We start from the raw sequence: 25268 nt of genomic DNA on the forward strand, positions 1-25268 counted from the left end.
ATGGCTAAGAAGGTTACTCAACCCAAGGTTAACCCAGTAACCGGGCACTTAAGCGCACTGGCTGTTGGGGTTAAGGAGTTCGTTAAGCCCACTAGGTTCACTATACAGTACCCTAGGGAGAGGAGGTGGGTTGTTGATAGGTTTAGGGGCTTCATAGTTAATGACATTGAGAAGTGCATATCATGTTTCCAATGCGCCTGGGCATGCCCAGTCAATGCAATATTCATGTACAGGGCACCTAATGGTAAATTCTACCCGGGGATAAGGTACGAGCAGTGCATACTGTGCCACTTCTGCGTTGATGCCTGTCCAGTTGGGTCACTATATGGGACAACAATAAGTGATGGTGCCTTCCCTAACCTAGAGTCTACCATATTTAAGCCAGAGGACATGGCCCAACCACCCCAGTGGGATGATGAGGCCGAGTACGTTGTAAAATACGACTTTGATGAGAACGGTAATCTTAGGATAATTAAGATGAGGAAGGGTGAAGTGAAGTAGTATGGTTAGGTGCCCAGTCTGCGGAAGGGACTACCAAAACACTCTCTCGCTACTTAAGCACGTTAGGCTTAAGAGCAAGTATGATGAGCATCACAGGAATCTTTGGATGGAGTACATCAAGTTCAAGAGCGTTAATGATGGCTACGAGGAAATATACACAGAAACAGACATATTTAGGGAGTTCTTAAAACAGAGAAAGGCACAGTTTTAAGCGGCTATCTTTAACTCTCGCCTCACTTCCTTTGATCTATCGGAACATACTGCACGTCATGGGGCCCAACGTAGCATGCCCTCGGCCTAAACAACCTGTGCTCCCCTAGGTACTCTATTGCATGGGCAACCCAGCCAACCACCCTAGACATCGCAAATATTGGTGTGTAGTACTCGTACGGTATGCCAAGTAGGTACATTGCTATGCCGCTCCAGAAGTCTATGTTGGGGTAAAGCCCCTTAGGCCCAAGTCTCTCTAGGACAACCTTCTCAACCTCCTCGGCTATCCTGTAGTAGGTCATGTTACCCTTCCTCTCACTCAACTCCCTAACAAGCTCTTTGTATATCCTAGCCCTGGGATCATACGTCTTATAGACCCTATGCCCAACACCCATGACTCTTTTACCCTCGGCCAGCAGCTTCTCAACATATGGTTTCGCATTGTCTGGGTTACCTATCTCAAGGTACTGCTTCATGGCGGCCTCATTGGCACCACCGTGAAGTGGACCCTTTAAGGCGGCTATACCAGCTACTATGGCTGAGTATAGGTCTGTCCACGTGGATATGGCCACGTGGGTTGCGAATGTTGAAGCCGGGACCTCGTGGTCAATGTGGAGGATTAGGTACAGGTCTATTGCCCTAGTTGAAATGTCGTCCGGCTCAGTGCCGAACATCATGTAGAGGAAGTTGGCGGCCTGGCTAAGATCCCTCCTCGGCTTAACTAACCCCAACCCCCTACTGAACCTGTAGTGGGCGGCTATTATCGTTGGGAACACGGCGGCCAATCTAATCGCCTGCTCGTATAAGGCATCCTTGCTTAAATCCCCAGCCTTGGGGTCGAAACCCGCTAACGCCGATATAGCTGATTCAAGGACTAGCATTGGGTGAACCCTCCTCTCAGCCAGCACCTTTATTATTGAGTAAACCTCCTCAGGTAGGTCCCTATTGGTCGCTAGCCTTTCACTAAACTCGGATAACTCACTCCTAGTGGGTAGTTTACCGTACAGTATTAGGTATGCTGTTTCCTCAAAGCTTGAGTACTTAGCTAGGTCATCAATCCTATACCCCCTATACCACAGTATACCCTTCCTACCATCTATGTCACTTATCGAGGTGACCTTGATCAACACATCCTCCAGTCCATGTATTATTGGGCCACATGGGGACTCAATCACCTTTCCGCTTGTACTTAGTTCAACCTTCCTTACAGACTCCATAGTCTACCTAGTTGAATTTATATTTAAAAAGTTGATTAACCTATAAATATAACACCTTAAGGGTAGAGATTTCGACAGTTACATTACCTATTGCCTGTGCATTTAACGCCGCAAAGATGAGTTTACTCGTCGTTAAGCCAGCACTACTGGATAGGGTGCACCTTGGTACTATAATCCTACCCTCATACCTACTCACGTATGCCTGGGTTGATTCAAAGATAATGTTATTCAGCGGTACTGCTAGACCCGTGGGGGTATTGATGTTAATCCTCATGCATTTAAATGCACCCCCACCACCAATGTATGACCCATATATGTAGCCGTTTGATGCCAGGAAGCCGGCAACAACCCTAGCCTGCCTATTATTAACCTTAATATCAACTCCCTCAACGCTCAGTCTCCCATTGCCAGATTCAAGGCTGTACTGGTCATTTAGGTCAATGGAAAGTACCCAGGGTTCCCTAAGCAGTGGTATAATGTATGTGTTATCCCTCTTCCTGGCCTTAAATAACTTGGTTAGGTCCATTGGCGTGGAGTTTATCAACTTGCTCAGTAGCTCAAGATCGCCAAGTCTAAGTGAAACAGCCACTTGTCTAATTGCATTGAGCCATTTATTAGCATTACTAGGGGACCTCTATGTTAGCGTGCATGTTTCTCAAATCCTCCTCAGTCTTATTTAACCTATGCATTAACTCCGCTATTATTGCATCGAGAAATACGGCTGTCGTGTCCTCGAATAGTGTACCTAGTGGCGCCAATGGTTCGTGGAGACCTAGGATTTGCCTGGCGAAGTAGTCATCAATCCTGGATATCTTAGTCCTGCCTGGTATTACAAGGACGAGATCCGCTATTTTGGCTAGTGGTGAGTCTGGGTAACTGGTGATCGCAACCACCTTAGCCATCATGCGCTTAGCCGCATCTGAGGCGGCGACCACGATGCTTGTCGTACCACTACCGCTTATGGCGACCACGAGGTCATTGGACCCCACGCTTGGTGTTATAGTCTCCCCTAGGACGTAGGACTTGTAGCCGAGGTGCATTAATCTCATGGCGAAGCCCCTAGCCACTAAACCAGACCTACCTGCCCCCACCACCAGCACCTTATTACCCCTATGATAAAGCCTCTCCAGTTCATTTATAAACTCATTAACCTGGTCCGGGCGTATCTTACTTACAGCCTCCTCGATGAACTTACTTATCTCCGTGTAGGCCATTAGGAAGTAGGGTGGGAACTCTATACCCATCGGTTAAGTCTTTACTTTAAAAAATTTAAATATTAACTCTTTTTAAACAGGGGGTGGGGCTTCATTCAAGGCTTCGGATCCTCTCCAGCATCCTCATTCTCGTAAAGTGACCTATCACTTATATTGACACTATACCTTTTAGCACCAAGCTTCTCAGCAATGTACTCAAAGGCGGTTAAGGGATCCGTGTGTGATCCACAGGTGTAGACATCCACGGTAGCATACTTGTGCTCAGGCCAGGTATGTATTGATATGTGCGACTCCGCTACAATAGCAACCACTGATAACCCGCCTGTTGGCGTGAACTTGTAGTAGAATAGTGAAACCACCGTCGCATTAGCCTTCTCGGCAGCCTCCTTAACTATATTAGTTAGCTTGACCTCGTCTCGTAGTACCTCCTCGTCGCAGTCATATAAATTACCGTATACATGAGTCCCATATACAGCTGCCCCAATCCCCCTCGCGTACTTGGGAACTTCTCCTCCCAATGCGAGGGGATTGGTTTGGGCTCTCATTGCTACATTCTTATGTGGTTTTTAAGTACACTATACCCCTCTTGCTTAAAAACTTTACCCCCAGATTAGGGTACTACCTCTATATTACTAATGTTAAGTTATCCGTAACCTATGATTATGCGTTATGTTGCATTACAGCAGTCAAAAACATAAAAATGCGAGTTACCATTTCAATCATAGCCCCCTAGTCTAGGCCTAGAAATGAGGTTACCAAGTGCCGTGCTTATAAGCGGTGAAAAGAATGGAAGGTTGGTAAAGCAAACGGCAAGCCTTACCATTCATGGTGGGTGGCTTCACTGTGTGGGTTTCATGGTAGTGGATTAATAACCAACACTAGGCAGGGTACTCAGTAGCCCACACTAAAGGTGGGCTCAAAGGCGAGAAAGGGATCAGTATTAATCTCCCACAACAATCACTACATCACCATTATCCCTGTTGCCTTTACCTCCGATGACTTTAACCGCTAACACAGCTAGGGATAATACTGCAACTACCAGTATTAATGCGATCAGGTAGTTTAAATTAATGTAATATGGGACAGTGACTGATATTGAGCCATCTATTACTGGGGCTGTAAAAGAACCCATGGGTGTATATAGTGTAGCGTAATTCGCACCAATTGGTGCGCATATTACCGCTGAACCATTAATGTGAAATGCCAGGTCACCAATATTAACGATGGCGTTGATTGGGGAGTTTAATAGGCCCATTACCTTAACGTTAACAGCCCTTACAGGTATGGTTACGTTTAATGTACTTGAGTTGACCTTAATCATGGTTGACCCAACCACTGACCCATTAACCACAGCATTGGCCACGATCCGAGATCCATATTTAACGTCGCCGAGGGTTACATTAAACGTATCACCATACCTACTAATGGACCGAATTGAGGAGTTTATGAGGAGTGACACATAGTTACACACTGAGGGTAGTTGGGTTAGGGTAACGTTTAGGTTAACAATGTGAAATACGGGTATCCTTATGGTGGTTAATGATTGGTTTACCGTAGCCGTGAACCTATAGTAGCCTACGTTACTCATGACTATGACTGAGTAAACACCTGGGGTTAAGCACGTGTTGTTTTTAAGTAATGTGTAGATTCCATTACCAAGGAGCAGTACTGTTGCGTTAACGGGGTAATCGTCAAGTGTGCTGACCCTTAAGGAACCACCTGTTATCACATTGTTTAAATTTATCGATGCCTCACCACCAGCTAAGCCAAGGACCACCAGGTTGGCCACTGGCTCGTTGCCTATGTAAAGGGTTACGTTAGATGGTACCTGAGTCACCACATTGTTATTGACAACTTGAGCTGGGATTAAGTAATTGGAGCACCATGGATTCACACTCAGCATTACCTGTACCTCAGCCCAATTAACCAATCCGTTCAATCTAACCAGCATCTCCCCCGGCATGAACATTGGCACCACGCCGCTCAGCGTACTCATTGAGCCTTGTAGGTGAACTACGTAGTATGAGGAGTCATTACTTAGAATCGCCAATCCGCTCCACGGCATGCCAGTGGCTGGTATTGAGTATGTTACGTTAACTGAGTAATAAACGGTTGCGTTGGCTACCTTAAATATTACGGGCGCCGTGTAGGATACGTAAACATACTTGTTTATAGCTATGGGTACGCCATTAGTGTTCACAACATACCTACTACTATTAACAAGGAACGTGAAGGGTGATGATGGGTTAACTGAACCACCAATGACCATGAGATCGATAATTGAGTATAGCGGTGTTAACCCAGGTAGAGACGTGTTGTTAATCACCAGCAACCCAGAGCCGCTGAAGCTGCCGGTTAAAGGTAGGCCATTGTACAGATATAGTACTGGCGGTATCTTCATGTAGCTAGCCACATTAACAACCAATCCATAGGTGTCTCCACAGCTGATCCACGTATTGATCAACTTAGGCGAATTTAACCCAACCACCTGCCTTACTGATCCATTATTAAGGACAAGGAACGCTGATGATACCCCTATTTGAGACCTTGGGTCAATCACCAGGGTTACATTCGCCACGTTACCTATGCACCTTAAGGGTATGACCAATGAGCCGTTTACCGGTAGTGATACTGGGGTAGATGAGCCGTTGATGTAAAGCAGCCCATAGTTAACCACATAGTTCGGGGTAGCGGCAAGTATGGGTACCGTGGCCAGCAATATGATTAAAGATGCGGTAAGCCTAATCATCACTGGATATCTTAACCAGGATCTATTTAACCTATTGTTTAATAAGATTAGGTTCACTTAGCCGTTGGTTTACCTGGCTGAGTAGCCTGTTTAACGCGCTTAGCCTTCCTAACCCAGGCCTGCTTCTGCGGATTCCTACCCATCTTAACCATGCTGACGAAGCACTTTCTACTGCAGAATCGCAGGACAACCCCATCAACCCTCACGTACATTAATCCATAACCTGGCGGTATTGGCCTCCCGCAGTATGAGCAATTGTAAATCCTCACAACGCCTTCATGCCCTAGCCCCCTTTTAAACATGACGCCCAATGCCTAAAGATTAAGGTACAGGTTGTTTAAAAAGACTGCTACGCCACATTAATGTGACTGAGCTGGGCGCCTTCATAACTGGGCCACCTGGTGTGGGTAAAACAACCCTGGTGGTTAAGGTTGTGGAAAGGCTTAGGGCAATGGGGGTTGGGGTCACTGGATTCTATACCATTGAGGCAAGGGAGCAGGGCACCAGGGTTGGTTTTAGGCTAGTTAATGTTAATAGCGGTGAGTGGAGGTGGCTGGCCCACGTTAGTGCTGTTGAGGGTCCAATGGTTGGGAGGTACCACGTCAATGTTGACGCTGTGGAGTGGGGGTTGACGCTGCTTAATGAACCTGGAGATTTATACGTAATAGATGAGGTGGGTCCCATGGAGATGAAGCACCCATTGTTCCTAACAAGGGTTGAGGATGTGGTTAAGTCAAGGCACTTCATAGTAACAGTCCACGTCAGGATGACTGATTGGTTACGTTCACGTTCAAGCCTTGGTAGGGTGTTTAGGCTAAGCTACGTGAATAGGGATGCCGTGGCTAGCGATGTGTTGAACTACTTAAGAGACCTAATTACGCGCGTTGGTTAGTTAGCCCTAGCCGAGATGGTTAAGGTACCCTTACTGGGGGAGCTGAACTCAGGCAGCTTAAGGTAAGCCACGGCCGCCCCAGCCCTGGCTGCGGCATCAATGACTAGTAGGTACCTAACCGCATCAGTGACTCCGACAAGCGGCTCAGCTATTGTTAACGCAGTGCTACCCAGCAGTGACCCAACCAAGGTTCCTGTACCATAGATAGCGTTATAGACTGTTATCGCCCCCTTCTTATCCCTCGAGTTATCGAAGAGGTACGCCATGTAAGCCGTACTCGACACCGAGTTGGTGAAACCGGACACCACGTTGAAGATAAACAACTGGTACACGTTCGTGCAGAACACGTACATCAATGGGAATGTTATTAGTAGGAACCTGCCCAGGAACATCATTAACCTCCTATGCCTATCCACCAATGAACCCACTGGTCTCTGAAGCATTAGTGTTGATGCACCACCCACTATGCTCAGTATGGCAACCTGCTCAGTGGTCATGTTGAATACGTAGTATTGGGCCACTGGGAATATCGGCCAGGCGAAGGACCACACCATGGCGAATAGGAATGTTGCCGTTAGAAACCTCTCAATACCTCTAATACTTTGCCTAATGCTACCCAAGCCCCCATCATACCTAATACTGCTTAACTGCGTTAAAATGAATGCATTGCTCATTATTAACATTGCGGCTGTCAAGAACACGTACCTGGCTAACCCGTAATCCCCCTTCACCACTAAACCAGCCGTTAAGGTGGCTAATAGGCTACCCACGGCGCCGAAGAAGCCATACTCAGCAAGTACCCTACCCCTAGAGCCCCTACTTGCCCTCTCCATCAGCAACGCCCACGCGTAGGATGAAACACCACCAACTGCCGCTATCGATAGGTAGGTGGCTACATATAGCGTAGGGTTACCGTAGGATACAAAGGCCATGGTTAGCCACAGCACAGCCAATACTAACGTTGAAACCTTAAGAAGCTTAACAGGTTCGTTGAGGCCCCTTAGGGGTAATTGAACTAAACCAGCGAAGAAGCCGTTTGCGGATGAAACAAGGCCAAGGCCTATGTTGGAGACCCCGTTGGCCACGGCTAGGAATCCCATGAACGGTTGCGTTAAGCCATTAGCAAGGTTTTGTATTAATACATACAGTTTAAGTTTATCCACAAAACTGGAAGGTTCATTAGATATTTAAACCTATCCCCTTAGCATGCACATTACTTAACCACTACGACCACAGATACAGCATAGACATTAAGCAAAAGACTGAGTTAAGGTGTTAGGTGAGTTAACAGCAATGACATTTCTTTTCCGTTGCGTAATGTTGCTCCACAGGGTAGCTGTGGCTGAGGATAAAATGTATTTTGCAGGTTTCTTTGCACATACTCAAAGGAGGTTCAGTAAGGTGCGTTGTTTATCTGCGTAAGGGTTCTTATGACCCCCTCCCCGCCTTGTTGGGTGGGGTTTGACTGTGGGGGTCTTGGTTGTTACCTTGCCTATTGCGGGGTTATTAAACACCCCAGCAGTAAAGCAGGGGTTAATAACCCGACGCATAAGACCCCACACAATGGGACAACCCCACCCCTAAAAGGGGCGAGACTTGACCATTTTGTCATGGATAATGCTTTTAAAACTTCAAGGCTGTTCAGATATGAGGGTGGTTAATGTGCAGTATTACCTAGGTGTGGACGTGGGTGCGAGTTTCATTAGGATAGGGGTTATAGATGGAGGCGGTAGGGTTATTGAGAAGATTAAGGTTCCCATGCCACCGGAGGGCAATGAGGATACTGTGGCTAACATAATTATTAAGGGCGCTAAGGAAGACCTAGCCAAGTACCTACCCTCAATATCAGCGGTGGGTATAGGTTCAATAGGGCCCCTTGACCTTAAAACAGGTAACGTGATAATAGCCCCCAACCTAAGGTGGAGGGTCAAGAGGTTCAGGCTTTACGCACCATTAAGAATCGGCCTCAAGCTACCCATAATCATCGGTAACGATGCAATGGCATCTGTCTGGGGGGAATACCTGTTCGGTCAAGGTGTTGGCAAGAATAACGTGGTTTACATAACGCTGTCCACGGGCATTGGGATGGGTGTAATAGTTGATGGGCACCTCTTAGTTGGTAAGGATGGGAATGCGCATGAAATGGGCCACGCGGTGGTTGACATAGAATCCGACTTGCAGTGCGGCTGCGGTGGCTATGGGCACCTGGAGGCCATAGCAGGTGGTGGAAACATACCTAAAAGTGCCCGTTGGTACCTTGAGAAGCGGTATAGGGGTCAAATGAGTGAGGTGGCGTTGATGGTTAAGGAGGGTAAGGCAACAACCCCGGACATATTCAATGGATATAAGAGGGGGGATTCATTCGCCGTGGAGTTCATCGACTACGTGCTTAAGGCTATAGCAGCCGGCGTCGCTAATGTGATAAATGCCTATGACCCCGAAATCGTAATACTTGGCGGTAGTGTCTTCCTCAACAACACTGACGTAATCATGGATGGGTTAAGCAGATACGTAAAGAGGTACGTGGCCAATAGAATGCCTGAAATAACGGGCACACGCTTCGGCGACGATATAGGTATAATTGGGGCTGCGGCCTTAGCCATAAGGGTCCCGGACTCCCTTAGACCATTCATAGAATCCCAGGAAAGAGAGATTACAACATCAAAGGGCTAGTTAATAGGCATCACCCTTTTCGCTGCTGAAACATTCCATCACCCATCCTTAATGAGTACTGGTTAAGCTTACCTCATAACCCTACCTAATCATCAAGGCACAGTTAGGCTGCAGATTGTTGGAATTTCTAAAAACTTTAAAAGCAATTACGGAGTGGCGTTAAACACATGGAAAGGGAGGACGCTGTTGAAGATTTAAGTAGAATAATGACCGAGAGGGGGTTTACCCTAAGTAGGCTTAATGATGAATCCTTCATAGCTAGGTTAGGTTCCCTAAACCTATTAATATGGCTGCCCAGCGAGGATTACCTATTGATAAGTGACCCGCTTGAATTTGTCGATAAGATGGGGTTAAGTAAGGTGGATGGCATTGTAGTAGTCTCTTATAGGGCGTTTTACATGGCTGATGAGGTTAGTAAGCTGGTTGACATGGTTAGGGTTTGGAATGGCATGCACCTGAACATTAAGGTTTACGCAGTTGACATATATAGGCTTGAGGAGCGGCTTGAGGAGACTATTAACCTGGCGTTAACCACGTTTTCATCTAAGGTATCCAACATTAATGAACCTGATGGGCCATGCCCCAAATGCGGCGCACAAATGATAGTGAAGTATAGGCATAAGCATAAGTCCTACATATACGGCGAATCGGTCACTGAGGATGTGATAGTGTGCGACAGATGCTTGATAAAGATACACAGGATTAAGGGTTCGGGTCTGGTTGGTGGTTAATTAATTGGGTTACTTGTAGGTGGCTTTTTCTTTCTTCATTCCTTCATTTCTCTTTCTCCCCCTTCCTCTGGTTTCATTGTTCATTGGGGGGTACACTCGATGTGTTCCTTGGATCCACAATTATTACGGGCACTCCGTATTCAATCATCTTTGCCACTATTGCATGTTGAAGCCTCCTGTGTGCGAACATTGTGAACTTTCAACCTCCTAATTGCAGACTTACTACCACTGCCTTTCCCTAGTCACTTTAACCAACGCCAATGCGTAATCATAAATGTTCCTAGCAACGTGAGCCCTAAAGCCATTAATTCCTCAAAATGCCGTAAAATAATTGATGTAATATTGAGACTTATTCGGAACCTCGTCTAAATCCCACAATGCATCAACAACCCACTGCATAGCATGCCTATGAAGCACCAAATCCCAAAGCAAATCACTCAGATTACCATCAACAACCTCAACCCCAGCCCTCAAAGCCTTATGACACACACCCTCAGGAATCCACCAAAAAGACAGGCGGACCCCCCCCCCTCACAGGGTAAACACCACCAAGACTTTACACCCATGGATTTATAAACCTTGCATCGGAAGCACACAGACCGCACAATTACACCTATCCGCAAATAATTACAGTTAATGTAGACACAGCTACGGTTAGTGAATCCGAATTAAGCACAACCTAGGGTAATTGTTTAATAACCCAGGTTTTTCACTGGTTTATGGGGTTAACGGCTGTTATATTGGCTGGTGGTTTTGGTAAAAGGCTTAGGCCGCTCACGGATGATAGACCCAAGCCGCTGGTGGAGGTTGCGGGTAGGCCAATACTAGCCTGGCAGATAGACTGGTTAAGGGAACAGGGTGTAACTGACATAGTACTTGCCGTCGGTTACCTGGGTGGGAAGATATTCGAATACGTTGGCGATGGCTCCCAGTTCGGCGTTAAGGTATACTACAGCGTGGAGCGTGAACCCCTGGGTACTGGTGGCGCTATTAAGAATGCATTGAAGTACATTAACGATGAATACTTCATAGTAGTCAATGGTGACATAATAACTAACCTTGGTGTAGGTAGGCTACTAAATGCGCTCAGCAATGACGCAATCGGCGCCATTGCATTGACACCCCTCAGGAGTCCATACGGCATAGTTCAGGTTGATGAGAGGGGGTTCATAGTTAACTTCCAGGAGAAGCCGCAGTTGCCCTACCTCATAAACGCCGGCGTGTATGCCCTAAGGAAGTTGATTAAGGATTACCTACCTGAGAAGGGGGACATTGAGGTTCACACGTTCCCCAGGCTGGCTAGGGATAAGAAGCTTCTTGGGGTATCGTACAGTGACGTTTACTGGAAGTCGATAGACACGCTTAAGGATTTGGAGGAGGCTGATAAGGCCATCAACGAACAAGGTGTTTTCAATAAAATGGTTAACAGCAGCGTTAGACATTAACATATAGAAATGGTAACGGCAACTGTTTCTCAGTAGATGGCGGGGAATGATGAACCGCCATCTACCTCTCAATGGTCTCCCTGGGCCCCCTCACCGCAGTGGCTCCCCACCCGTCGCCATGGGCTTCCTAGCTCTGCGGGTCTCGGAAACCCAGGGGCACAATTAGGGGTATTTGGGCTGGATTTATAGATGCGATGCCTTAGGCATCAATGAAAATAAGCGCCACGAATAGCTATGAAAACTGAAACTGCCCCTTAATAGTTTAATATCCTTTTAATATGCACCTTAACATCAATCATCATAGTGGTAGTAGCTGTGCCACGTCGAACACGGAGTACTTGCCGGGTATTGAATTACTACAGTAAACCTTATCAACGGCCCTACTTAACTTGGCCTCGGCCTCACCTATCATTATGCAGTGGGTGGCCACCACAGTGATGCTTGACGCACCCATCCCCCTGAGTACATTAGCAGCGCCGATTATAGTTCCCCCCGTGGATATTATGTCATCAATTATGACTATGTCCTTGCCCTTAACATTTATGCTCCTCAATGTGAATGAAACCTCACCCGTATACCTATCCCTATGCTTCTCCAAGTAGTCGTACTCAACCCCAAGTTCATTGGCTAACTCTTGCGCCCTCCAAAGGGAGCCCAAGTCAGGGCTTACAACGACGGGGTTCCCTAAACCCCTCAGGGCTTCGGCGTATAGTTTAAACGGTTTAAGGTTTATGAAGCCATTAAACCCGTTAAGGCTCTGGGGTTTGTGAAGATCAACCACGTACAGGTAATCCACCCCAAGGTTCTTAAGGGTGTTCAACAGCACGTTTATGCTCACTGGTTCACCCTCAAGGAACCTCCTATCCTGCCTGGCGTAGGGCATGTAGGGTATGAATAACCCTATCCTGGACGCTCCAAGCCCCTTAACGGCATCCACAAGCAGCATGACCCTGATTAACCCCTGGTCCTGGTTAGGGTACAGCCTGGTCACGTAAAGAACATCATCACCATTAAGCTTGGTAGTGACCCTAACGTACTGCTCACCATCAGGGAAGTATTTGTGAGTCACCTCACTGGCATTGGCATTTATCCTAGCCGCCACGTTAGGCCCCAAATCCCTTGAATGCTCATCGAATAAAACCACCCTACCCATATGGTGAAGATGTAAATTAACGGTGTTTTTAAACTATTGGCTTAACTGTTTTCCAACGCCCTCAAGGAACCCCACGATGAATAATAAACCCCTCTTAACGTTTGGATCAGTCATCAGCTTCCTGAGCAGTGCCACCACTGATACGGATTCACCAGCCTTGACCGACTCGACAGCTGCCTTGACCGCCTCGCTGAGTTTAACCTTTGATAATAGGGGTAGCGAGTCACCTATTGACGCAACCAAGTCCTGCATAGCCTTTATGGCATCGCCATTACTCAACAGGGCGCCCATTGAATCAACTAATCCACTATCACTAAGCATGCCTAGTAATGTTAACAGTTTAGTTAGTTGCTCAACCATTTTCCTATCGCTTAACTTTGCCAGTAGCTTGACTAGGTTCTCCATGTTAGCCAGGAGGACTACGTTATCTGTGGTTAGTAGCTGGTTGAACACCTCCCTCAGGAACTCTTCATCACTCAGCAGATCGTTGACTAGGTCGAGTAGGCCTAGTTCATTGAGCCTTTTAGCTATTGACACCAGTTTACTTACGGCATCAAGGTTCTCCATGCTTATTAAACTAGCCAACTTATCCTCACTTGATTCACTCGTCATAATAGGCACGTTGACCTGGGCTTTTAAACTACTCATAGTTATTACCCGTAAATGTTCTTTAGCTTTTCAGGTGCAGTTGCGTTGAAGTAAGCCTCCATTAATGGATCCCACAATTCAGGGTACTTAAGCATACTCCAGTATGATGAGGCGAAGGCCATCTTAAACAGGTGATTAACCCTATTAGGTGGGTACTTAACGGTGCCATGGGTACCATCGCTTATGACGAATGTGCCTAAGCCGTAGCCCATGTCGAAGGGGCAGTGGGTCCTACCCGTGTTACGTGCATAGCCACCTGTGAGTATCTTAGCCACCACTGTAGCCTGCAGGTGCGCCGTTACCCCGGTTTTGGCTACTGGTAGTGCGGATGCATCGCCTATAACGAAGGCGTCGTCGAATCCCTTAATCCTGTTGGTATCCTTATCAGCTAGGACGAAGCCATCTGGGTCAAGTACATTATCAGGGTTGTACTTAATGTTAACCCCAATGTGAGGTGGTATGACTATTGCGGCGTTGAATTTAAGCTCCTCACCCTCTACAGAGTAAGCCACGCCCTTATCGGCATCAATACTGTCAAGGGTGAAGAAGGTGGTAACCTCAATGCCACGCTCCTTTAATATAGGCTCAACAACCTCATTCATGGGTTCAGCTGGGTAGGGCCTTGGGTATGATGTGGCGTAGACAACCTTAACCTTATCTCTAACGCCCATCTCCCTAAGGTACTCATCGGCTAGTAAAACACCCTCCAGTGGGCTTGGGGGGCATCTGTAGCGTTCGTAGGCAAGTATGAACGCTAAGGTACCCTCCTTAATACTATTAATCGTCCTCCACACCTTCCAGGCGTTCTCCTCATTACTGTGGTAATTGCCGTATAGGTCAATTACCTTACTTAAACCTGGGATCTTGGAGTAGTCAACAGTGGCCCCAGTGGCCACCACTAGGTAATCGTAGCCTAGCCTTTTACCGTTCTCCAGTTCAACGTACCTATCATTCAGGTTAATTAACCTGGCGCCGGACTGTATGAAGTTAACCCAAGGCTTAATCAAGGTTGTTATCTCCCTTTTTATGGGCTTCCTAGAGCCCTTGAAGGCTATGTAGAGTAGCCACGGTAGGAAGTAGTTGTAGGGCTGCTTATCCACCACCATTACCTCGAATTCGTCCTTAGGCAGCCTATTAGCTAAAACTAAGCCTCCAGTACCTCCGCCAACGATGACTACCCTCTTTTTAACGCTACCCATGATTCATCACCTCTTGGCCGTGACCTTAATCACCGCTATTATTTTGTCCTGCTCCTTCCTAAGCTCCACCAGTTGATTGCCAGTCCTACTTATCCAAGCCTTGACATCAGGCTCGAAGCCTGGGTCAGTTGCCCAAACCTCTATTACATCGCCGTTCTTGGCGTTCCTGTAGGCCTTAATCAACTCGGTTATTGGACCTGGGCAAGCAATCCCCCTTGCATCCACCGTTATCCTGTTACCCTGGCTCATGCCCACCACCTATATGAAGAGTACCTGCCCACCCTTGGCCATCTCCAGGAACGTGGTTACGCCAACTACGTCGTCGACGATGCTTGGGTCGAAGTCCTCCTTCTTAAGACCCATGGCCTCAGCCATCATTGAGCAGGCATAGACCTTAACCTTACCCAGCTCCTTACCCTGCTTAACCATCTCAACCCAACTTGGAGCCTTGATCCTAGCCATACCCTGCTGTAGGGCTGGTACCATTTGCTCAAACTCCTTGGGCCAAACAGGCTGGGCAGGCTTCCTAAGTACCTTGGTTAACGCCCAGCCCGTTATGAATATGTTAACCTCGTAACCCAGAGCCGCAGCCGCCTGCGTTATTACACCGACTGGTATTAGTCTATCATCCGTACCCGAGAAGACAATCATACTTATCTTTTCACTACCCATACCGGTCAAATGTGAAATAGAACATATGTATGTAAACTTTTCCATCGTAAAGGCAATCATCGGCACTACGATGGAAAAGTTTATTAAGGGTAGCTTTGTGAAACATAATTTAGCTATTTAAAATGTTTCAGATCTGCTGGCCTAGATCATTAATTCACTCGGTGGTTCAGTTCATCACAATTCACCTAGGTAGGTATTATCTAAGGTTAAGTTGATTTCCCATAACTTCACTGTGCTGGGAGGTTAAAAGCCACCGGCGCATTAATGGGGAACCGGATGAGTGCTTCACAGTGCCAGGTAACCTAAGTCTTACGGTAATGTGTAAAAGTACTGACCATTGCCAATAGGGAAGCGCTTAAAAAGGGAGGGGAATTTAAGCTAGGTGGCGGGCCGGTAGTCTAGCCTGGAAGGATGCCCGCTCGGCGGTGCCCCTGGGCACTGGATCGCGGGAGATCCCGGGTTCAAGTCCCGGCCGGTCCACCAAGTGCCATTACCTTATCAAAACCTTCTTAGCCCTGAATTTACTGGGTAAGCCTTACTAGGAGTACCATTCGAATCAATGATACTACAAACGGCAAACCTCGCCATTTATGGCGGGGTCGCCTCACTACGTGGGGATATTCAGTAGCCCCGATAAAGCGGGGTAACCTCCAAGACCCCAAGAAACCCCCACCCTCAAGGGCGGGGAAGGGGTCAGTATAGGGCTAGTTCGTAAACTATAAACCTGCCGAAGTACTCCTCAAAGTCACCATACTCGGTGGTTAGCATTTCCATCCTTATCGGTGTCGTGGGTTGTCCGACGGAGAAGCCTCTATCAAATCCTAACCCTTTCTCGCCAATGTAAACATCCCTCGTTACCGATAAGACGTAGTTAACGTCAGCCCTCGTGCAAACCCAATGATCAACGGCGCTGCAGAAGTATCCCCCAGTTTTATTCAGCGCCCCATCAATTAACTTCCTCATCCTTTCGCGATCCGTCTCACGGTGCACTGGGGATTCCTTCACAACTCCTCCATGTACATTGAGTATGGGTTTAAAGCCTAGTTTACGGGCTAACCCATGGCTTGCATTATTCCACTCGGCGATCATCAGCATTGCGTATCTGGCACCCTTCACCCTAGCTAGGTTAAGGACGTAGTTGGTTAATGCAGTGCCCACACCACGCCTCCTATAGGTTGCTTTGACTCTAATACCCTCAAGCCAGGCAACGCCAGTCGGTAATAGCACTAGGTTCACTACACCAATAACCTCCTCATTAATTAAGGCGACGTAAGCTGTACCATCCTTAACCCACTTATTAATTACCCTCGGCACGTAATCGCCCCAGGTAAAGGTGTCCCTTGTGAAACCAACTACCTGAGGAATATCGGATTCGGTGGCCCTCCTGACGACCACATCCACCCTGGCTTCACCTTGATCTCACGTTTTGTTTGTAGGGTAATAAAGCTTTATGATCCAACTCTCGTAAATCTGGGTCTCAATGGCGGTAACTGCAGCGTGGAGTGGATAGTTATCCCAGTCTTAAGGTTTTTAAAGCCCAATTACATGTGGCTAGTTGCTGTATGGAGGGGTTGATCGCGTGTACTAGGGATTGCTACGATACGTGCATATTCAATAATAAGTATGAGCCATTGAGGATGTTCCCCATTAATGGCTTTACCTGTGCCAGGGGTAGGGCTGACTTAACCAGGAATGGGAGGAATAGGGTCTCCTCAGCCTACATCGATGGTAAGGAGGTTAGCGTCGATGAGGCTATTAAGTATGTGGCTAAGTTGCTGAGGGAGGCGCTGAAGAGGAACCCGGCTAGAATACTACGTACAGACTACGATGGGAATCAAGGGTTGTTAACCTGGTATTACCCAGACAGGTTGTTTAACGTGCTTGGTGCGTCACAGACGGATAGGTCAATCTGCTCCTCGGAGGGGCATGAGGCAATAAGGGTGCATTACGGCACAAGCATGGGTGCACTCCCCGAGGACCTCCAGGGGTTTAAGGCCGCGGTCCTCTGGGCCTTCCCAGCAAGCACCTCGGCCCCGCACATATGGGCGCTGCTGGTTAAGGCTGGGATGGTGAAGGTGGCTGTGGATGTTAGGCTCAGTGACACGGCTAGGAAGTCAGATATTGCTATTATTGTTAAGCCAGGCACTGACGTGTTCCTGGCCCTCGGGGTGGTTAAGGTTATCATAGAGGAGGGGCTTGTGGAGGGTAAGGTGAGGCACCTTGAGGATTTAGCCAGTTACGTCAAGCAATACACATTAAGCTACCTGTCTGACGTGAGTGGTGTTAAGGTGGATGAAATTAAGTGGCTTGCCGAGTTTTACCACGACCATAAACCCGTAACCCTGATAGGCTTTGCCCTCGGCAGGTCTCTAAACGGTGGGGATGCCATAGGCCTCATATCACTGATACCGGCCCTAGTGGGCTTGAGGAGGGGGTACTATTACTCAAACTCCATGGGCTGGGGGATTGACTTCAATTACCTGAGGGGTTTACACATGGCTAGGTCACTTAGAGTGGTTCCAATGGCTGAGTTTGGGGAGTTCATTGAACGTGGTGAGTTTGACGTTATTTACGCCTGGAATGAAAACCCAGTACTAACACTACCCGGCGGTGACAGGCTTATTGAGGCTGTTAGGGAGGGTAGGGTTACATTGATAGTTCACGATCCGTACTGGTCTGACACAGCCAAGATAGCCGACGTGGTCATACCAGCCCCAACTTTCCTTGAGAAGTACGACGTCGTGTATAGCTACTGGCACAACTACCTGGTTTACAATGAACCCATTAGGGCCCCAATGGGCATTACAGAGGTTGACCTAGTTAGGGCCATAGCAAGGGAAATGGGCATCACTCACCCACTCCTTGAGGAGGATCCCTGGGATGCAGTGGATAGGGCGATAAGGGGCGCTGGGGTTACGTTGAGCGAGCTTAGGGAGAGGAAGATTGTTAAAATGACGCCTAGGTACCTGCCCAGTGATGAACCAGACGCATTGCCGCTACCCAGCCCAATTGAGCCTGAGCCACTGAAGGATGGTGAAGCATACCTCGTGTTCTCATCACACCCACTATACACCAATACGCAATTCCGTGAGGTGTACGGTAGCCTGGAGCCCATTGCCTACATCCACGATTACGAGGGTGTGGTGATTCTTGAAAGCAGGTACGGTAGCGTTAAGGTTAAGGCCGTTAAGGACCCCAACATACCCAAGGGCATTGTGCTTATCTACAAAAGTAGCCTAATAGACCTCGAGGGTAAACCAATCAACAGTATAATTGAACCCATTAAAGGTAAGTACGCCAACACACCCAGGTTGAATGGAATTAAAGTTAAGCTACGTGCAGCTAAAGGTTGAGGCTAACGGCCATTATAGGCAAGGGTAATTATACTATATAGGCAACTTAAGGCTCATTCAGGCGCATTAAGCTGAATAGTATCCTTAAGGCATAATGCTTTTAAATAGCGTATATTTGTATCAGAGATAACTATGTCCTCAGTTCCTCAAACTGGGGTTGTTAAGGTTGGTTTCGTGGGCTGTGGAGGTATTGTACAAGGTGCCCATGCACCAAACCTAGTCCAGCTGCCTAATGTTAAACTCGTGGCCTGCGCCGATGTGGATAGGGCTAGGGTTTCTGAGTTCCTAGAGAAGTATAAGTTAAACTTCTACAGTGATTACAGGGAGATGCTTTCTAAGGAAAACCCCGATGCAGTTATCATAGCAACTCCAAATGCCTTACATGCCCCAGTGGCCATTGATGCCCTTGAGAATGGTGCCCACGTGCTCACTGAGAAGCCGATGGCAATAAGTCTCGAGGATGCCGTCAAGATGGTTGAGACGGCTAGGAGGAGGCAGAGGATACTTATGGTTGGGCACCATATGAGGTTCCAGAGGAACATACAGGTGGGTAGGAAGTTTGTGACAAATGGTAGGCTTGGTAGGATCTACCACATTAGGGCGCTTCACCTGAGGAGGAGGGGTATACCCTCAACGGTAACGTTCCTACAGAGGAAGTACTCCGGTGGTGGGCCAATGTGGGATATTGGTGTTCACACTATAGATGCAACAATGTTTATGGTTAACTTCCCAAGGCCAGTCTCAGTTATCGGTAAGGTTTACTCAGCCTTTTCCGACAAAACCTACATGAGGATGGATTACCCGGTCCCAATTACATCGCAGTTCGCATACACGGCTCCAATGGATGTTGAGGACTTCGCCATGGGCCTTGTTAGGTTTGAAGATGGTTTAACAATGTATATTGAGGCCACCTGGGCCACCTACATTAATGAGGATAGGCATGAGGTAGCCATAATTGGCACTGAGGGTGGGTTGCACTATAGTGGTAATTCAATAAGCTACATACATAGTGTTGATGAGGAGTACGTAACATCAACGCCTATGATTGGCCAGCAGCAGTCAGCCTACGCCCTTGAGGATAAGGCGTTCATAGACGCCATAGTTAAGGGTGGGGCTAAGGCGCCATACCCAGCCTGCACGGGTGAACAGGGGTTACTGACAACGGCCATAATTGAGGCCATTTACAAGTCCGCTGAGGCTGGTAGGGAGGTGAGTGTTAATATTCCGCAGTGGGTTTATGAGTCGATGGGGTGGTGAGTAGTGGCCAAGTTGAAGGTTGGTTTGCAGTTGTACTCGCTCAGAGATGATATGCCCAAGGACCCCTTCGGGACTGTGAGGGAGGTTGCGGAGGCTGGGTTTGATGGGGTTGAGTTCGCGGGCTTCTACGGTAAGTCGGCGTTGGAGTGGAGGGAGTTCCTAGATAAGGTTGGCCTAGAGGTGGCTGGGGCCCACATAGGCGTTAACGGCTTCATTGGGGAGGAGTTGAATAAGACCATTGAGTACAATAGGCTGCTTTGGAATAGGAACCTGATAATACCGGGTGTACCTGAGGAGTGGAGGAGGGGGAGGGCTGGTTGGTTGAGGTTTGCGGGTATGCTTAATGACTGGTCGAGGATACTGGGCGGTTTCGGCATGAGGATAGGCTACCACAACCACTGGCTTGAATTCCAACCAGTGGAGGGTGAGTTACCATTCCACCTAGTCTTCAGCAATACTAACAGCGGTGTCATAGCCCAAATAGACCTGGGCCATGCCTATAGGGCTGGCTTAAGTAACAGCGACATTGTCGACTTGATTAAGAGGTACAGCGGCAGGGCGCTTACTGTTCACGTTAAGGATTACTCAAGGAGCAAGGGCTATAATGTGGCCGTTGGTGAGGGTGAGTTGAACTGGGTTGAGATACTGGGCGCCCTGAGGAAGTACGGTGGAACTGAGTGGCTAATCATTGAGAATGAGGAGTACCCATACAAGCCGCCCATCGAAACCGTTAAGGTTAGCCTAAAGAACCTAAGGAACATGCTAAGCACAGTAGCCTAATCACCCTTAAAATTCAATACGGCTAAAACCCATGAGTTACCGGCTTAAAGGAAAACAATGATACCTTTCTAACAGGGTCTGCGTAGATAGGTGTATGCGGCTCCTTTGCCATGTTCATGTATGTTAAGACATCATGTTTAAGCGATTCATGTCGGAATTGCTTTCACACTTGGTGTGGTTATTGTTTCACCATTAAAATGTATACCCTTTCTCTTTAATGAATTCAACTACCTCATTGTAGGATTTAGGCCCCTCCATAGGCCCCACCTTCCCAACTTTAATGGCTCCTGCAGCGTTTGCGAAGAGGAGGATTTTATCCAGTTTCCAATTCTTTAAGACTCCGTAGATAAATGCGGCGTTGAAAACGTCTCCAGCACCCGTGGGGTCAACTTCCCTAACAGGGAACGCTGGCACTTCAACAGCTTCACCATGGCTCGTGACCGCTAATGAGCCTCTCCTACCCCTCTTAACAACAACCATCTCCATGTCCAAACCCCACTCAAATGCCCTACGTATCGCTAAGCTAATATCATTGACCCCTGTAATCATTAAAAGCTCATCCTCACCCACAAGGAGTATATTGACATGCCTAATTACCTCCCTCATCACTTCCCTAATTCTCTCCAGGGACTCTAACTCCAACCTGATATTGGGGTCCAGGGTGATGATAGTATTACTGCCCTTAACCACCTCTACAGCCCTCATGCAGGCTTCACGAGAGGACTTGCTTATGTACATTGTGGACCCGGAAATGTGGAGGACCCTAGCCTTAGCCACATACTCTGGGTCCACATCAACCAGTGAGAGCCTTGCTGATGCCGAGGACTTCAGTGTAAATACGAACCTCCTGCTGCCATCAGACCTATAGGCAACAAAAGCCATAGCCGTAGCTGACCCCTCATCAACCCTAATCCTAGAGGTGTCGACGCCGTCGGATTTAAGTTTCAATGCAAGCATTTCACCAAAATCATCAGCACCAACAACACCTATGAAACCAGACCTCAAGCCAAGCCTGGCACAGCTATCAATAGTTATAGCGGGTGCACCACTAGGGAAAGGGCCCACATAATCCCCCGGCACAGTATGCATAACATCCCTCTCCCTCCTAACAAACTCCACAAGCAACTCACCAAGAGACACAACATCCAATGACATGCATCAACACCTTTAAGGTTAAACGCAACATCTTAATTAATACTCCCCTCAACGCAAAAATTAAGCAATCAAGTCCCCGCCACTTCATCCTGCCCATACTAAAATTGACATAAACCTTTTAGTAAGAGCAGGTATGCATAATCGCACTCTTCATGACCCCCTTGTTAACGCACATCACTCTTAAACCCGCTACATGGTTGATTACGCAAGTTGCAATTAAACAACCTCAACTCCCCGCTACCCAGCGTTAGGCAAAAACCAGTAAACCTAGGGAGGTTTCACAATGGGTAATGCAGTAGAACTCAACATCACCCAAACAAACCAGTAAGACACCCATGAGCCAGCCAGTGAAGCCAATGAACCAGTAGCCACTTGCACAGTGGCAGGGTGCTTACTGTTCACGTTAAGGATTACTCAAGGTCCAGGGTGTTAAGCACAGTAACCTATCACCTCTTAAAATTCAACACCCTATCAGCCACGTTAAGTCTCCTAAGGGCATCAACAATACCGTTAAACGATTCCCTAGTACCCCTCTCCTTATCACCGTTAGGCGCATAATGGGTCTCCAACGAAACCACGCCATTATACCCATCATCAATGAGGGCCTTGAATTGGCCTAGGTAATCGATCATACCCTTACCCACTGGTTTCCATGAGTAGTGTCCATTCTCCACCACGGCGTCCTTGATGTGGACGTGCATCACCAGGCCCTTAACCATACTGTAGCCACCTGGGTAGGGTGTCTCCCTGGCGAAGAAGGCGTTTCCAGGGTCCCAAAGAACCCTAACATACCTGCTACCCAGCCTATCCACAAATTCCCTAGCCTCCCTACCCGTACCCACTATGCAGCTGTACTCATTCTCAACGACAAGGTACACACCCTCCCTCTCCGCCAGCTCCACTGCTGGTTGAAACTTCTCAACTAACCTAGTTAAGTATTGGTTTAACTCACCCTGCCACCAGAACGTGAAAATCCTTGTGTAGCCTAGGTCAAGCTTCTTGGACAACTCCATGACCTTCTTAAGTGCGTCTATATGCTGCCTGATGGATTCCTCATCATTAATGTAGGTTTTAAATATGAATGAGTCCAGGTTAGACACCTCAAGACCATACTTATTAACGAGACTTTTAACTTCATTAAGCTCTGAATCGCTTAGCTGGTAAACATTCTTCCCCCAAAGATCCCTAATCTCCACGTGGGTAGCCCCCAGTTCCGAGATAACCCTTAGTGCATGTTCAAAGTCTTGGGAAACCTCATCTGAAATGACCCCCACCTTAAACATACCTATCGATAAGTACTGCGATAGCCCCCTATATAAAGTAGTGCGCTTACAGTGTGCATGCTGTACATTTAACATAAGAATGATTACCATCCCTGGGTTTAATTTTCCAGTTTATTATACTTAGGCAATGCTTAAAAGCTCAAGTAGTCATTAGTGCCATGCTTAGTAAAATAGGTGTAGGTGTGGTGGGGCTGGGGGCTATTGGCATTGTCCATGCGAGGGCTATTAAGGAGCTTGAGCAGGAAACCGGCTGGGTCAGGTTAACGGCGGTTGTTGACCAGGTTAGGGCTAGGGCTGATGATGTTGCCAGGCAGCTTGGCGCTAAGGCGTACTACACCATTGATGAACTGGTTAAGGATCCTGAGGTTGATGTTGTGACCATAGCGACACCATCATACCTGCACGCCCCCCAGGCTATATATGCAATGGAGTATCATAAGCACGTCATAGTGGAGAAGCCCATGGCAACCACGCTGGCCGGCGCCAGGGAGATGGTGATGAAGGCTGAGAGGAATGGCGTCAAGCTGGGTGTGGTGTTTCAGGAGAGGTACGCCCCAGACATAGTTAAGGCCAGGTCCATTGTTAGCAGTGGTGGCTTAGGCAAGGTGTTCCTAATTGAGGCAAGGATGATGTGGTGGAGGGATGAGAAGACGTATTACAATAGGGATGAGTTGGCCAGGAGTTGGAGGGGTATGTGGGATACTGAGGGCGGCGGCGCCCTAACTAACCAGGGCATACACACAGTGGACCTGATGTACTGGTTTGGCGGTGAGGTTAGTGACGTGGCCGGCTTCTACACCAACGCCTCACACCCATCAATAACCGTTGAGGATAACGCAGTGGCTGTATTTAGATACAGGAATGGGGCCTTGGGTTCGTTAACGGTCTCGGTCTCGACACAGCCTAGTAACGTTCAATTTAGGGTGATTAGGATCTATGGAACAGAGGGGCAGTTGGAGATAACCGACAGGTCGATTACGCTACTAGCCACGAATCAGGGGGGTGTTCAGAGGGCTGGCCAAGAGTTAAAGAGGGATACCGTAACACAGACTGAGAACCTACATAAGTTACTTTTCAGTAGCTTCCTTAACGCGCTACGTGAGGGTAGGGAATTCCCGGTGAATGGGTATGAGGGTATGAAGAGCCTTGAGATAATTAAAGCAATATACTTGTCATCAAACACCAACCAGGTTATTAAACTGCCCCTAAACCAGGTGTACGTGATATGAGGATAGCCTTCACCAGCCTAGCCTACCCAGAGTTAACCTTAGGCGAGGTGCTTGAGAGGGTTAGGAGGTTTGGCTATGATGGCTTAGAGCTGAGGGTTGCTGATGATGGGCAGCACCTAAGGCCAATCTACCCCGTACCCAAGCCTGAACTAGAGTTAATCAAGTCCTCAGGAGTTAAGTTAAGTGACCTAGCCGGCTACGCATCATTCTCAATGCCTGATGATAAGGAGAGAGCCAGGAATGAGGAAGTATTGAGGACCCTAATACTAATTGTCCGTGAACTAGGCGCCCCAGGGGTTAGGGTTTACGGTGGCAGGGTCATTGATGATGTTGATAAGGCGGCTAGAAGAATAGTTGACTCACTCAATAGGCTGGTTAAATTCGCCAATGATAACGGGGTCTTGATACTAATGGAAACCCACGATGATTGGGTTAGGGTGGTTAACTTAGGTAAGTTGATGAAGGACCTCGACGAAGACGTGGGCATACTACTCGACTTCGCAAATGTAGTCGCAGCTGGGGAGAACCTTGACGCTGTCCTTGAACTTGTGAAGGGTAGGATTCGGCATGTTCACGTTAAGAACTTCAAGAGGATAGGTGGTAAGATACGCTACACGAGACCCGATGACCCGGAGGGCCTGGTTCCGATTAAGAAGGTCGTGGACTACCTGAGGAACATAGGTTACAATGGCTACCTCTCCGTGGAGTGGGAGAAGAAGTGGCACCCTGAGCTTGAACCCGGCGATGAAATACTGCCACTATACCTAAGGTACCTAAGGGGCCTATTAGCCTAATGGCGCAAAACCAAGTGCTACTCACCCAGTTTAAATTCCCTCACCAAGTAAGGCCAAGTTACTTATCATAACCCCCAACTTAACTGTAAGCTAAATTAAGTAACCATGCACGC

27 protein-coding genes and 1 tRNA gene are annotated in these 25268 nt (G+C 47.8%); 12 read left to right on the forward strand and 16 right to left on the reverse strand.

Annotated features, from left to right (window positions below; genetic code table 11):
* The gene (locus AAX04_RS00330; protein ID WP_066792628.1) at positions 1-501 is read left to right on the forward strand and encodes an NADH-quinone oxidoreductase subunit I; all 501 of its coding nucleotides are present in this window, start codon (positions 1-3) and stop codon (positions 499-501) included.
* Position 502: 1 nt separating this feature from the next.
* On the forward strand, positions 503-712 hold the full coding sequence (locus tag AAX04_RS00335; protein WP_066792630.1) for a hypothetical protein: 210 nt from the start codon (positions 503-505) through the stop codon (positions 710-712).
* Between the two features lie 22 nt (positions 713-734).
* Here the strand turns inward: AAX04_RS00335 and AAX04_RS00340 are convergent, their stop codons facing one another.
* From AAX04_RS00340 to AAX04_RS00365, 6 genes are all read right to left on the reverse strand, one after another.
* Positions 735-1928: a citrate synthase/methylcitrate synthase gene (locus AAX04_RS00340; RefSeq protein WP_066792631.1), complete on the reverse strand. Its 1194-nt coding sequence runs from the start codon at positions 1926-1928 to the stop codon at positions 735-737.
* Positions 1929-1968: 40 nt separating this feature from the next.
* Positions 1969-2517 (reverse strand): hypothetical protein, encoded by a 549-nt coding sequence (locus AAX04_RS00345; protein ID WP_066792632.1) that lies wholly within the window; start codon positions 2515-2517, stop codon positions 1969-1971.
* A gap of 34 nt (positions 2518-2551) precedes the next feature.
* On the reverse strand, positions 2552-3172 hold the full coding sequence (gene hxlB / locus AAX04_RS00350; protein ID WP_066792633.1) for a 6-phospho-3-hexuloisomerase: 621 nt from the start codon (positions 3170-3172) through the stop codon (positions 2552-2554).
* Between the two features lie 65 nt (positions 3173-3237).
* Positions 3238-3687, reverse strand: a complete 450-nt coding sequence (speD, locus tag AAX04_RS00355) for an adenosylmethionine decarboxylase (protein WP_066792635.1) — start codon at positions 3685-3687, stop codon at positions 3238-3240.
* Between the two features lie 395 nt (positions 3688-4082).
* Complete coding sequence (locus AAX04_RS00360; protein ID WP_066792636.1) at positions 4083-5891, reverse strand: hypothetical protein; 1809 nt, start codon at positions 5889-5891, stop codon at positions 4083-4085.
* A 53-nt stretch (positions 5892-5944) separates the two neighbouring features.
* Positions 5945-6160 carry a 50S ribosomal protein L24e gene (locus tag AAX04_RS00365; RefSeq protein ID WP_066792708.1) on the reverse strand — a complete coding sequence of 72 codons (216 nt, stop codon included), beginning with the start codon at positions 6158-6160 and terminating at the stop codon, positions 5945-5947.
* Positions 6161-6255: 95 nt separating this feature from the next.
* Between AAX04_RS00365 and AAX04_RS00370 the strand changes: the two genes are divergently transcribed.
* Positions 6256-6783 (forward strand): nucleoside-triphosphatase, encoded by a 528-nt coding sequence (locus tag AAX04_RS00370; protein ID WP_162270095.1) that lies wholly within the window; start codon positions 6256-6258, stop codon positions 6781-6783.
* On the opposite strand, the gene AAX04_RS00375 is transcribed toward AAX04_RS00370, so the two are convergent.
* Entirely contained in the window at positions 6780-7946 is a 1167-nt protein-coding gene (locus tag AAX04_RS00375) for an MFS transporter (protein WP_066792638.1), read from the reverse strand. The genes AAX04_RS00370 and AAX04_RS00375 overlap by 4 nt on opposite strands.
* 484 nt (positions 7947-8430) lie before the next feature.
* Between AAX04_RS00375 and AAX04_RS00380 the strand changes: the two genes are divergently transcribed.
* The gene (locus AAX04_RS00380; protein ID WP_066792640.1) at positions 8431-9456 is read left to right on the forward strand and encodes an ROK family protein; all 1026 of its coding nucleotides are present in this window, start codon (positions 8431-8433) and stop codon (positions 9454-9456) included.
* A gap of 167 nt (positions 9457-9623) precedes the next feature.
* On the forward strand, positions 9624-10187 hold the full coding sequence (locus AAX04_RS00385) for a hypothetical protein (RefSeq protein WP_066792642.1): 564 nt from the start codon (positions 9624-9626) through the stop codon (positions 10185-10187).
* A gap of 312 nt (positions 10188-10499) precedes the next feature.
* On the opposite strand, the gene AAX04_RS11730 is transcribed toward AAX04_RS00385, so the two are convergent.
* Complete coding sequence (locus tag AAX04_RS11730) at positions 10500-10676, reverse strand: hypothetical protein (RefSeq protein ID WP_156519614.1); 177 nt, start codon at positions 10674-10676, stop codon at positions 10500-10502.
* Positions 10677-10906: 230 nt separating this feature from the next.
* Between AAX04_RS11730 and AAX04_RS00390 the strand changes: the two genes are divergently transcribed.
* Positions 10907-11632 (forward strand): nucleotidyltransferase family protein, encoded by a 726-nt coding sequence (locus tag AAX04_RS00390; protein WP_066792644.1) that lies wholly within the window; start codon positions 10907-10909, stop codon positions 11630-11632.
* 298 nt (positions 11633-11930) lie between these two features.
* Here AAX04_RS00390 and prs read toward each other — a convergent pair whose 3' ends face one another.
* Genes prs through AAX04_RS00415 form a run of 5 tightly spaced genes read right to left on the reverse strand, consistent with a single transcriptional unit; the run spans position 11931 to position 15304 of the window.
* The gene (gene prs, locus AAX04_RS00395; protein ID WP_066792647.1) at positions 11931-12785 is read right to left on the reverse strand and encodes a ribose-phosphate diphosphokinase; all 855 of its coding nucleotides are present in this window, start codon (positions 12783-12785) and stop codon (positions 11931-11933) included.
* Positions 12786-12818: 33 nt separating this feature from the next.
* Positions 12819-13433: a DUF1641 domain-containing protein gene (locus AAX04_RS00400; RefSeq protein ID WP_084761106.1), complete on the reverse strand. Its 615-nt coding sequence runs from the start codon at positions 13431-13433 to the stop codon at positions 12819-12821.
* A 5-nt stretch (positions 13434-13438) separates the two neighbouring features.
* Entirely contained in the window at positions 13439-14632 is a 1194-nt protein-coding gene (locus AAX04_RS00405; RefSeq protein WP_066792651.1) for an NAD(P)/FAD-dependent oxidoreductase, read from the reverse strand.
* A 6-nt stretch (positions 14633-14638) separates the two neighbouring features.
* On the reverse strand, positions 14639-14881 hold the full coding sequence (locus tag AAX04_RS00410) for a sulfurtransferase TusA family protein (RefSeq protein WP_202904393.1): 243 nt from the start codon (positions 14879-14881) through the stop codon (positions 14639-14641).
* 9 nt (positions 14882-14890) lie between these two features.
* Positions 14891-15304: a DsrE/DsrF/DrsH-like family protein gene (locus AAX04_RS00415; protein WP_066792652.1), complete on the reverse strand. Its 414-nt coding sequence runs from the start codon at positions 15302-15304 to the stop codon at positions 14891-14893.
* A 387-nt stretch (positions 15305-15691) separates the two neighbouring features.
* On the opposite strand from AAX04_RS00415, the gene AAX04_RS00420 reads away from it, so the two are divergent.
* A tRNA-Ala gene (locus AAX04_RS00420) sits at positions 15692-15787 on the forward strand.
* Positions 15788-15997: 210 nt separating this feature from the next.
* On the opposite strand, the gene AAX04_RS00425 is transcribed toward AAX04_RS00420, so the two are convergent.
* Positions 15998-16705, reverse strand: coding sequence for a GNAT family N-acetyltransferase (locus AAX04_RS00425; RefSeq protein WP_238377737.1), 708 nt, complete (start codon positions 16703-16705; stop codon positions 15998-16000).
* A gap of 161 nt (positions 16706-16866) precedes the next feature.
* Between AAX04_RS00425 and AAX04_RS00430 the strand changes: the two genes are divergently transcribed.
* The 3 genes from AAX04_RS00430 to AAX04_RS00440 all read left to right on the forward strand — a co-directional run bounded on the left by AAX04_RS00430 (position 16867) and on the right by AAX04_RS00440 (position 20694).
* Positions 16867-18657, forward strand: a complete 1791-nt coding sequence (locus tag AAX04_RS00430) for a molybdopterin-dependent oxidoreductase (RefSeq protein WP_066792653.1) — start codon at positions 16867-16869, stop codon at positions 18655-18657.
* Positions 18658-18789: 132 nt separating this feature from the next.
* Complete coding sequence (locus AAX04_RS00435; protein WP_066792655.1) at positions 18790-19914, forward strand: Gfo/Idh/MocA family protein; 1125 nt, start codon at positions 18790-18792, stop codon at positions 19912-19914.
* Between the two features lie 3 nt (positions 19915-19917).
* Positions 19918-20694 carry a sugar phosphate isomerase/epimerase gene (locus tag AAX04_RS00440; protein ID WP_066792659.1) on the forward strand — a complete coding sequence of 259 codons (777 nt, stop codon included), beginning with the start codon at positions 19918-19920 and terminating at the stop codon, positions 20692-20694.
* Between the two features lie 192 nt (positions 20695-20886).
* Here AAX04_RS00440 and AAX04_RS00445 read toward each other — a convergent pair whose 3' ends face one another.
* A complete protein-coding gene (locus AAX04_RS00445; protein ID WP_066792661.1) occupies positions 20887-21849 on the reverse strand; it encodes a sugar kinase in 963 nt (320 codons plus the stop codon).
* Between the two features lie 446 nt (positions 21850-22295).
* Positions 22296-23132 (reverse strand): sugar phosphate isomerase/epimerase, encoded by an 837-nt coding sequence (locus AAX04_RS00450; protein WP_066792663.1) that lies wholly within the window; start codon positions 23130-23132, stop codon positions 22296-22298.
* A gap of 158 nt (positions 23133-23290) precedes the next feature.
* Here AAX04_RS00450 and AAX04_RS00455 point away from each other — a divergent pair, with 158 nt between their 5' ends.
* Both AAX04_RS00455 and AAX04_RS00460 read left to right on the forward strand, forming a co-directional pair.
* Complete coding sequence (locus AAX04_RS00455) at positions 23291-24361, forward strand: Gfo/Idh/MocA family protein (RefSeq protein ID WP_066792665.1); 1071 nt, start codon at positions 23291-23293, stop codon at positions 24359-24361.
* Positions 24358-25155, forward strand: a complete 798-nt coding sequence (locus AAX04_RS00460) for a sugar phosphate isomerase/epimerase (RefSeq protein WP_066792667.1) — start codon at positions 24358-24360, stop codon at positions 25153-25155. The genes AAX04_RS00455 and AAX04_RS00460 overlap by 4 nt, the downstream gene beginning before the upstream one ends.
* The last annotated feature ends 113 nt before the right edge of the window (positions 25156-25268 follow it).

This window comes from Caldivirga sp. MU80, from assembly GCF_001663375.1.
GTDB lineage: Archaea > Thermoproteota > Thermoprotei > Thermoproteales > Thermocladiaceae > Caldivirga.

What these genes read in the sequence shown, in the direction of transcription:
- AAX04_RS00415 (WP_066792652.1), bottom strand. Translation starts at nt 15,304, where the DNA reads ATGGGTAGTGAAAAGATAAGTATGATTGTCTTCTCGGGTACGGATGAT.
- AAX04_RS00405 (WP_066792651.1), bottom strand. Translation starts at nt 14,632, where the DNA reads ATGGGTAGCGTTAAAAAGAGGGTAGTCATCGTTGGCGGAGGTACTGGA.
- AAX04_RS00445 (WP_066792661.1), bottom strand. Translation starts at nt 21,849, where the DNA reads ATGTCATTGGATGTTGTGTCTCTTGGTGAGTTGCTTGTGGAGTTTGTT.
- AAX04_RS00400 (WP_084761106.1), bottom strand. Translation starts at nt 13,433, where the DNA reads ATGAGTAGTTTAAAAGCCCAGGTCAACGTGCCTATTATGACGAGTGAA.
- AAX04_RS00430 (WP_066792653.1), top strand. Translation starts at nt 16,867, where the DNA reads ATGGAGGGGTTGATCGCGTGTACTAGGGATTGCTACGATACGTGCATA.
- AAX04_RS00410 (WP_202904393.1), bottom strand. Translation starts at nt 14,881, where the DNA reads ATGAGCCAGGGTAACAGGATAACGGTGGATGCAAGGGGGATTGCTTGC.
- AAX04_RS00360 (WP_066792636.1), bottom strand. Translation starts at nt 5,891, where the DNA reads ATGATTAGGCTTACCGCATCTTTAATCATATTGCTGGCCACGGTACCC.
- AAX04_RS00435 (WP_066792655.1), top strand. Translation starts at nt 18,790, where the DNA reads ATGTCCTCAGTTCCTCAAACTGGGGTTGTTAAGGTTGGTTTCGTGGGC.
- AAX04_RS00380 (WP_066792640.1), top strand. Translation starts at nt 8,431, where the DNA reads ATGAGGGTGGTTAATGTGCAGTATTACCTAGGTGTGGACGTGGGTGCG.
- AAX04_RS00340 (WP_066792631.1), bottom strand. Translation starts at nt 1,928, where the DNA reads ATGGAGTCTGTAAGGAAGGTTGAACTAAGTACAAGCGGAAAGGTGATT.
- AAX04_RS00330 (WP_066792628.1), top strand. Translation starts at nt 1, where the DNA reads ATGGCTAAGAAGGTTACTCAACCCAAGGTTAACCCAGTAACCGGGCAC.
- prs (WP_066792647.1), bottom strand. Translation starts at nt 12,785, where the DNA reads ATGGGTAGGGTGGTTTTATTCGATGAGCATTCAAGGGATTTGGGGCCT.
- AAX04_RS00390 (WP_066792644.1), top strand. Translation starts at nt 10,907, where the DNA reads ATGGGGTTAACGGCTGTTATATTGGCTGGTGGTTTTGGTAAAAGGCTT.
- AAX04_RS00460 (WP_066792667.1), top strand. Translation starts at nt 24,358, where the DNA reads ATGAGGATAGCCTTCACCAGCCTAGCCTACCCAGAGTTAACCTTAGGC.
- hxlB (WP_066792633.1), bottom strand. Translation starts at nt 3,172, where the DNA reads ATGGGTATAGAGTTCCCACCCTACTTCCTAATGGCCTACACGGAGATA.
- AAX04_RS00450 (WP_066792663.1), bottom strand. Translation starts at nt 23,132, where the DNA reads ATGTTTAAGGTGGGGGTCATTTCAGATGAGGTTTCCCAAGACTTTGAA.
- speD (WP_066792635.1), bottom strand. Translation starts at nt 3,687, where the DNA reads ATGAGAGCCCAAACCAATCCCCTCGCATTGGGAGGAGAAGTTCCCAAG.
- AAX04_RS00335 (WP_066792630.1), top strand. Translation starts at nt 503, where the DNA reads ATGGTTAGGTGCCCAGTCTGCGGAAGGGACTACCAAAACACTCTCTCG.
- AAX04_RS00455 (WP_066792665.1), top strand. Translation starts at nt 23,291, where the DNA reads ATGCTTAGTAAAATAGGTGTAGGTGTGGTGGGGCTGGGGGCTATTGGC.
- AAX04_RS00385 (WP_066792642.1), top strand. Translation starts at nt 9,624, where the DNA reads ATGGAAAGGGAGGACGCTGTTGAAGATTTAAGTAGAATAATGACCGAG.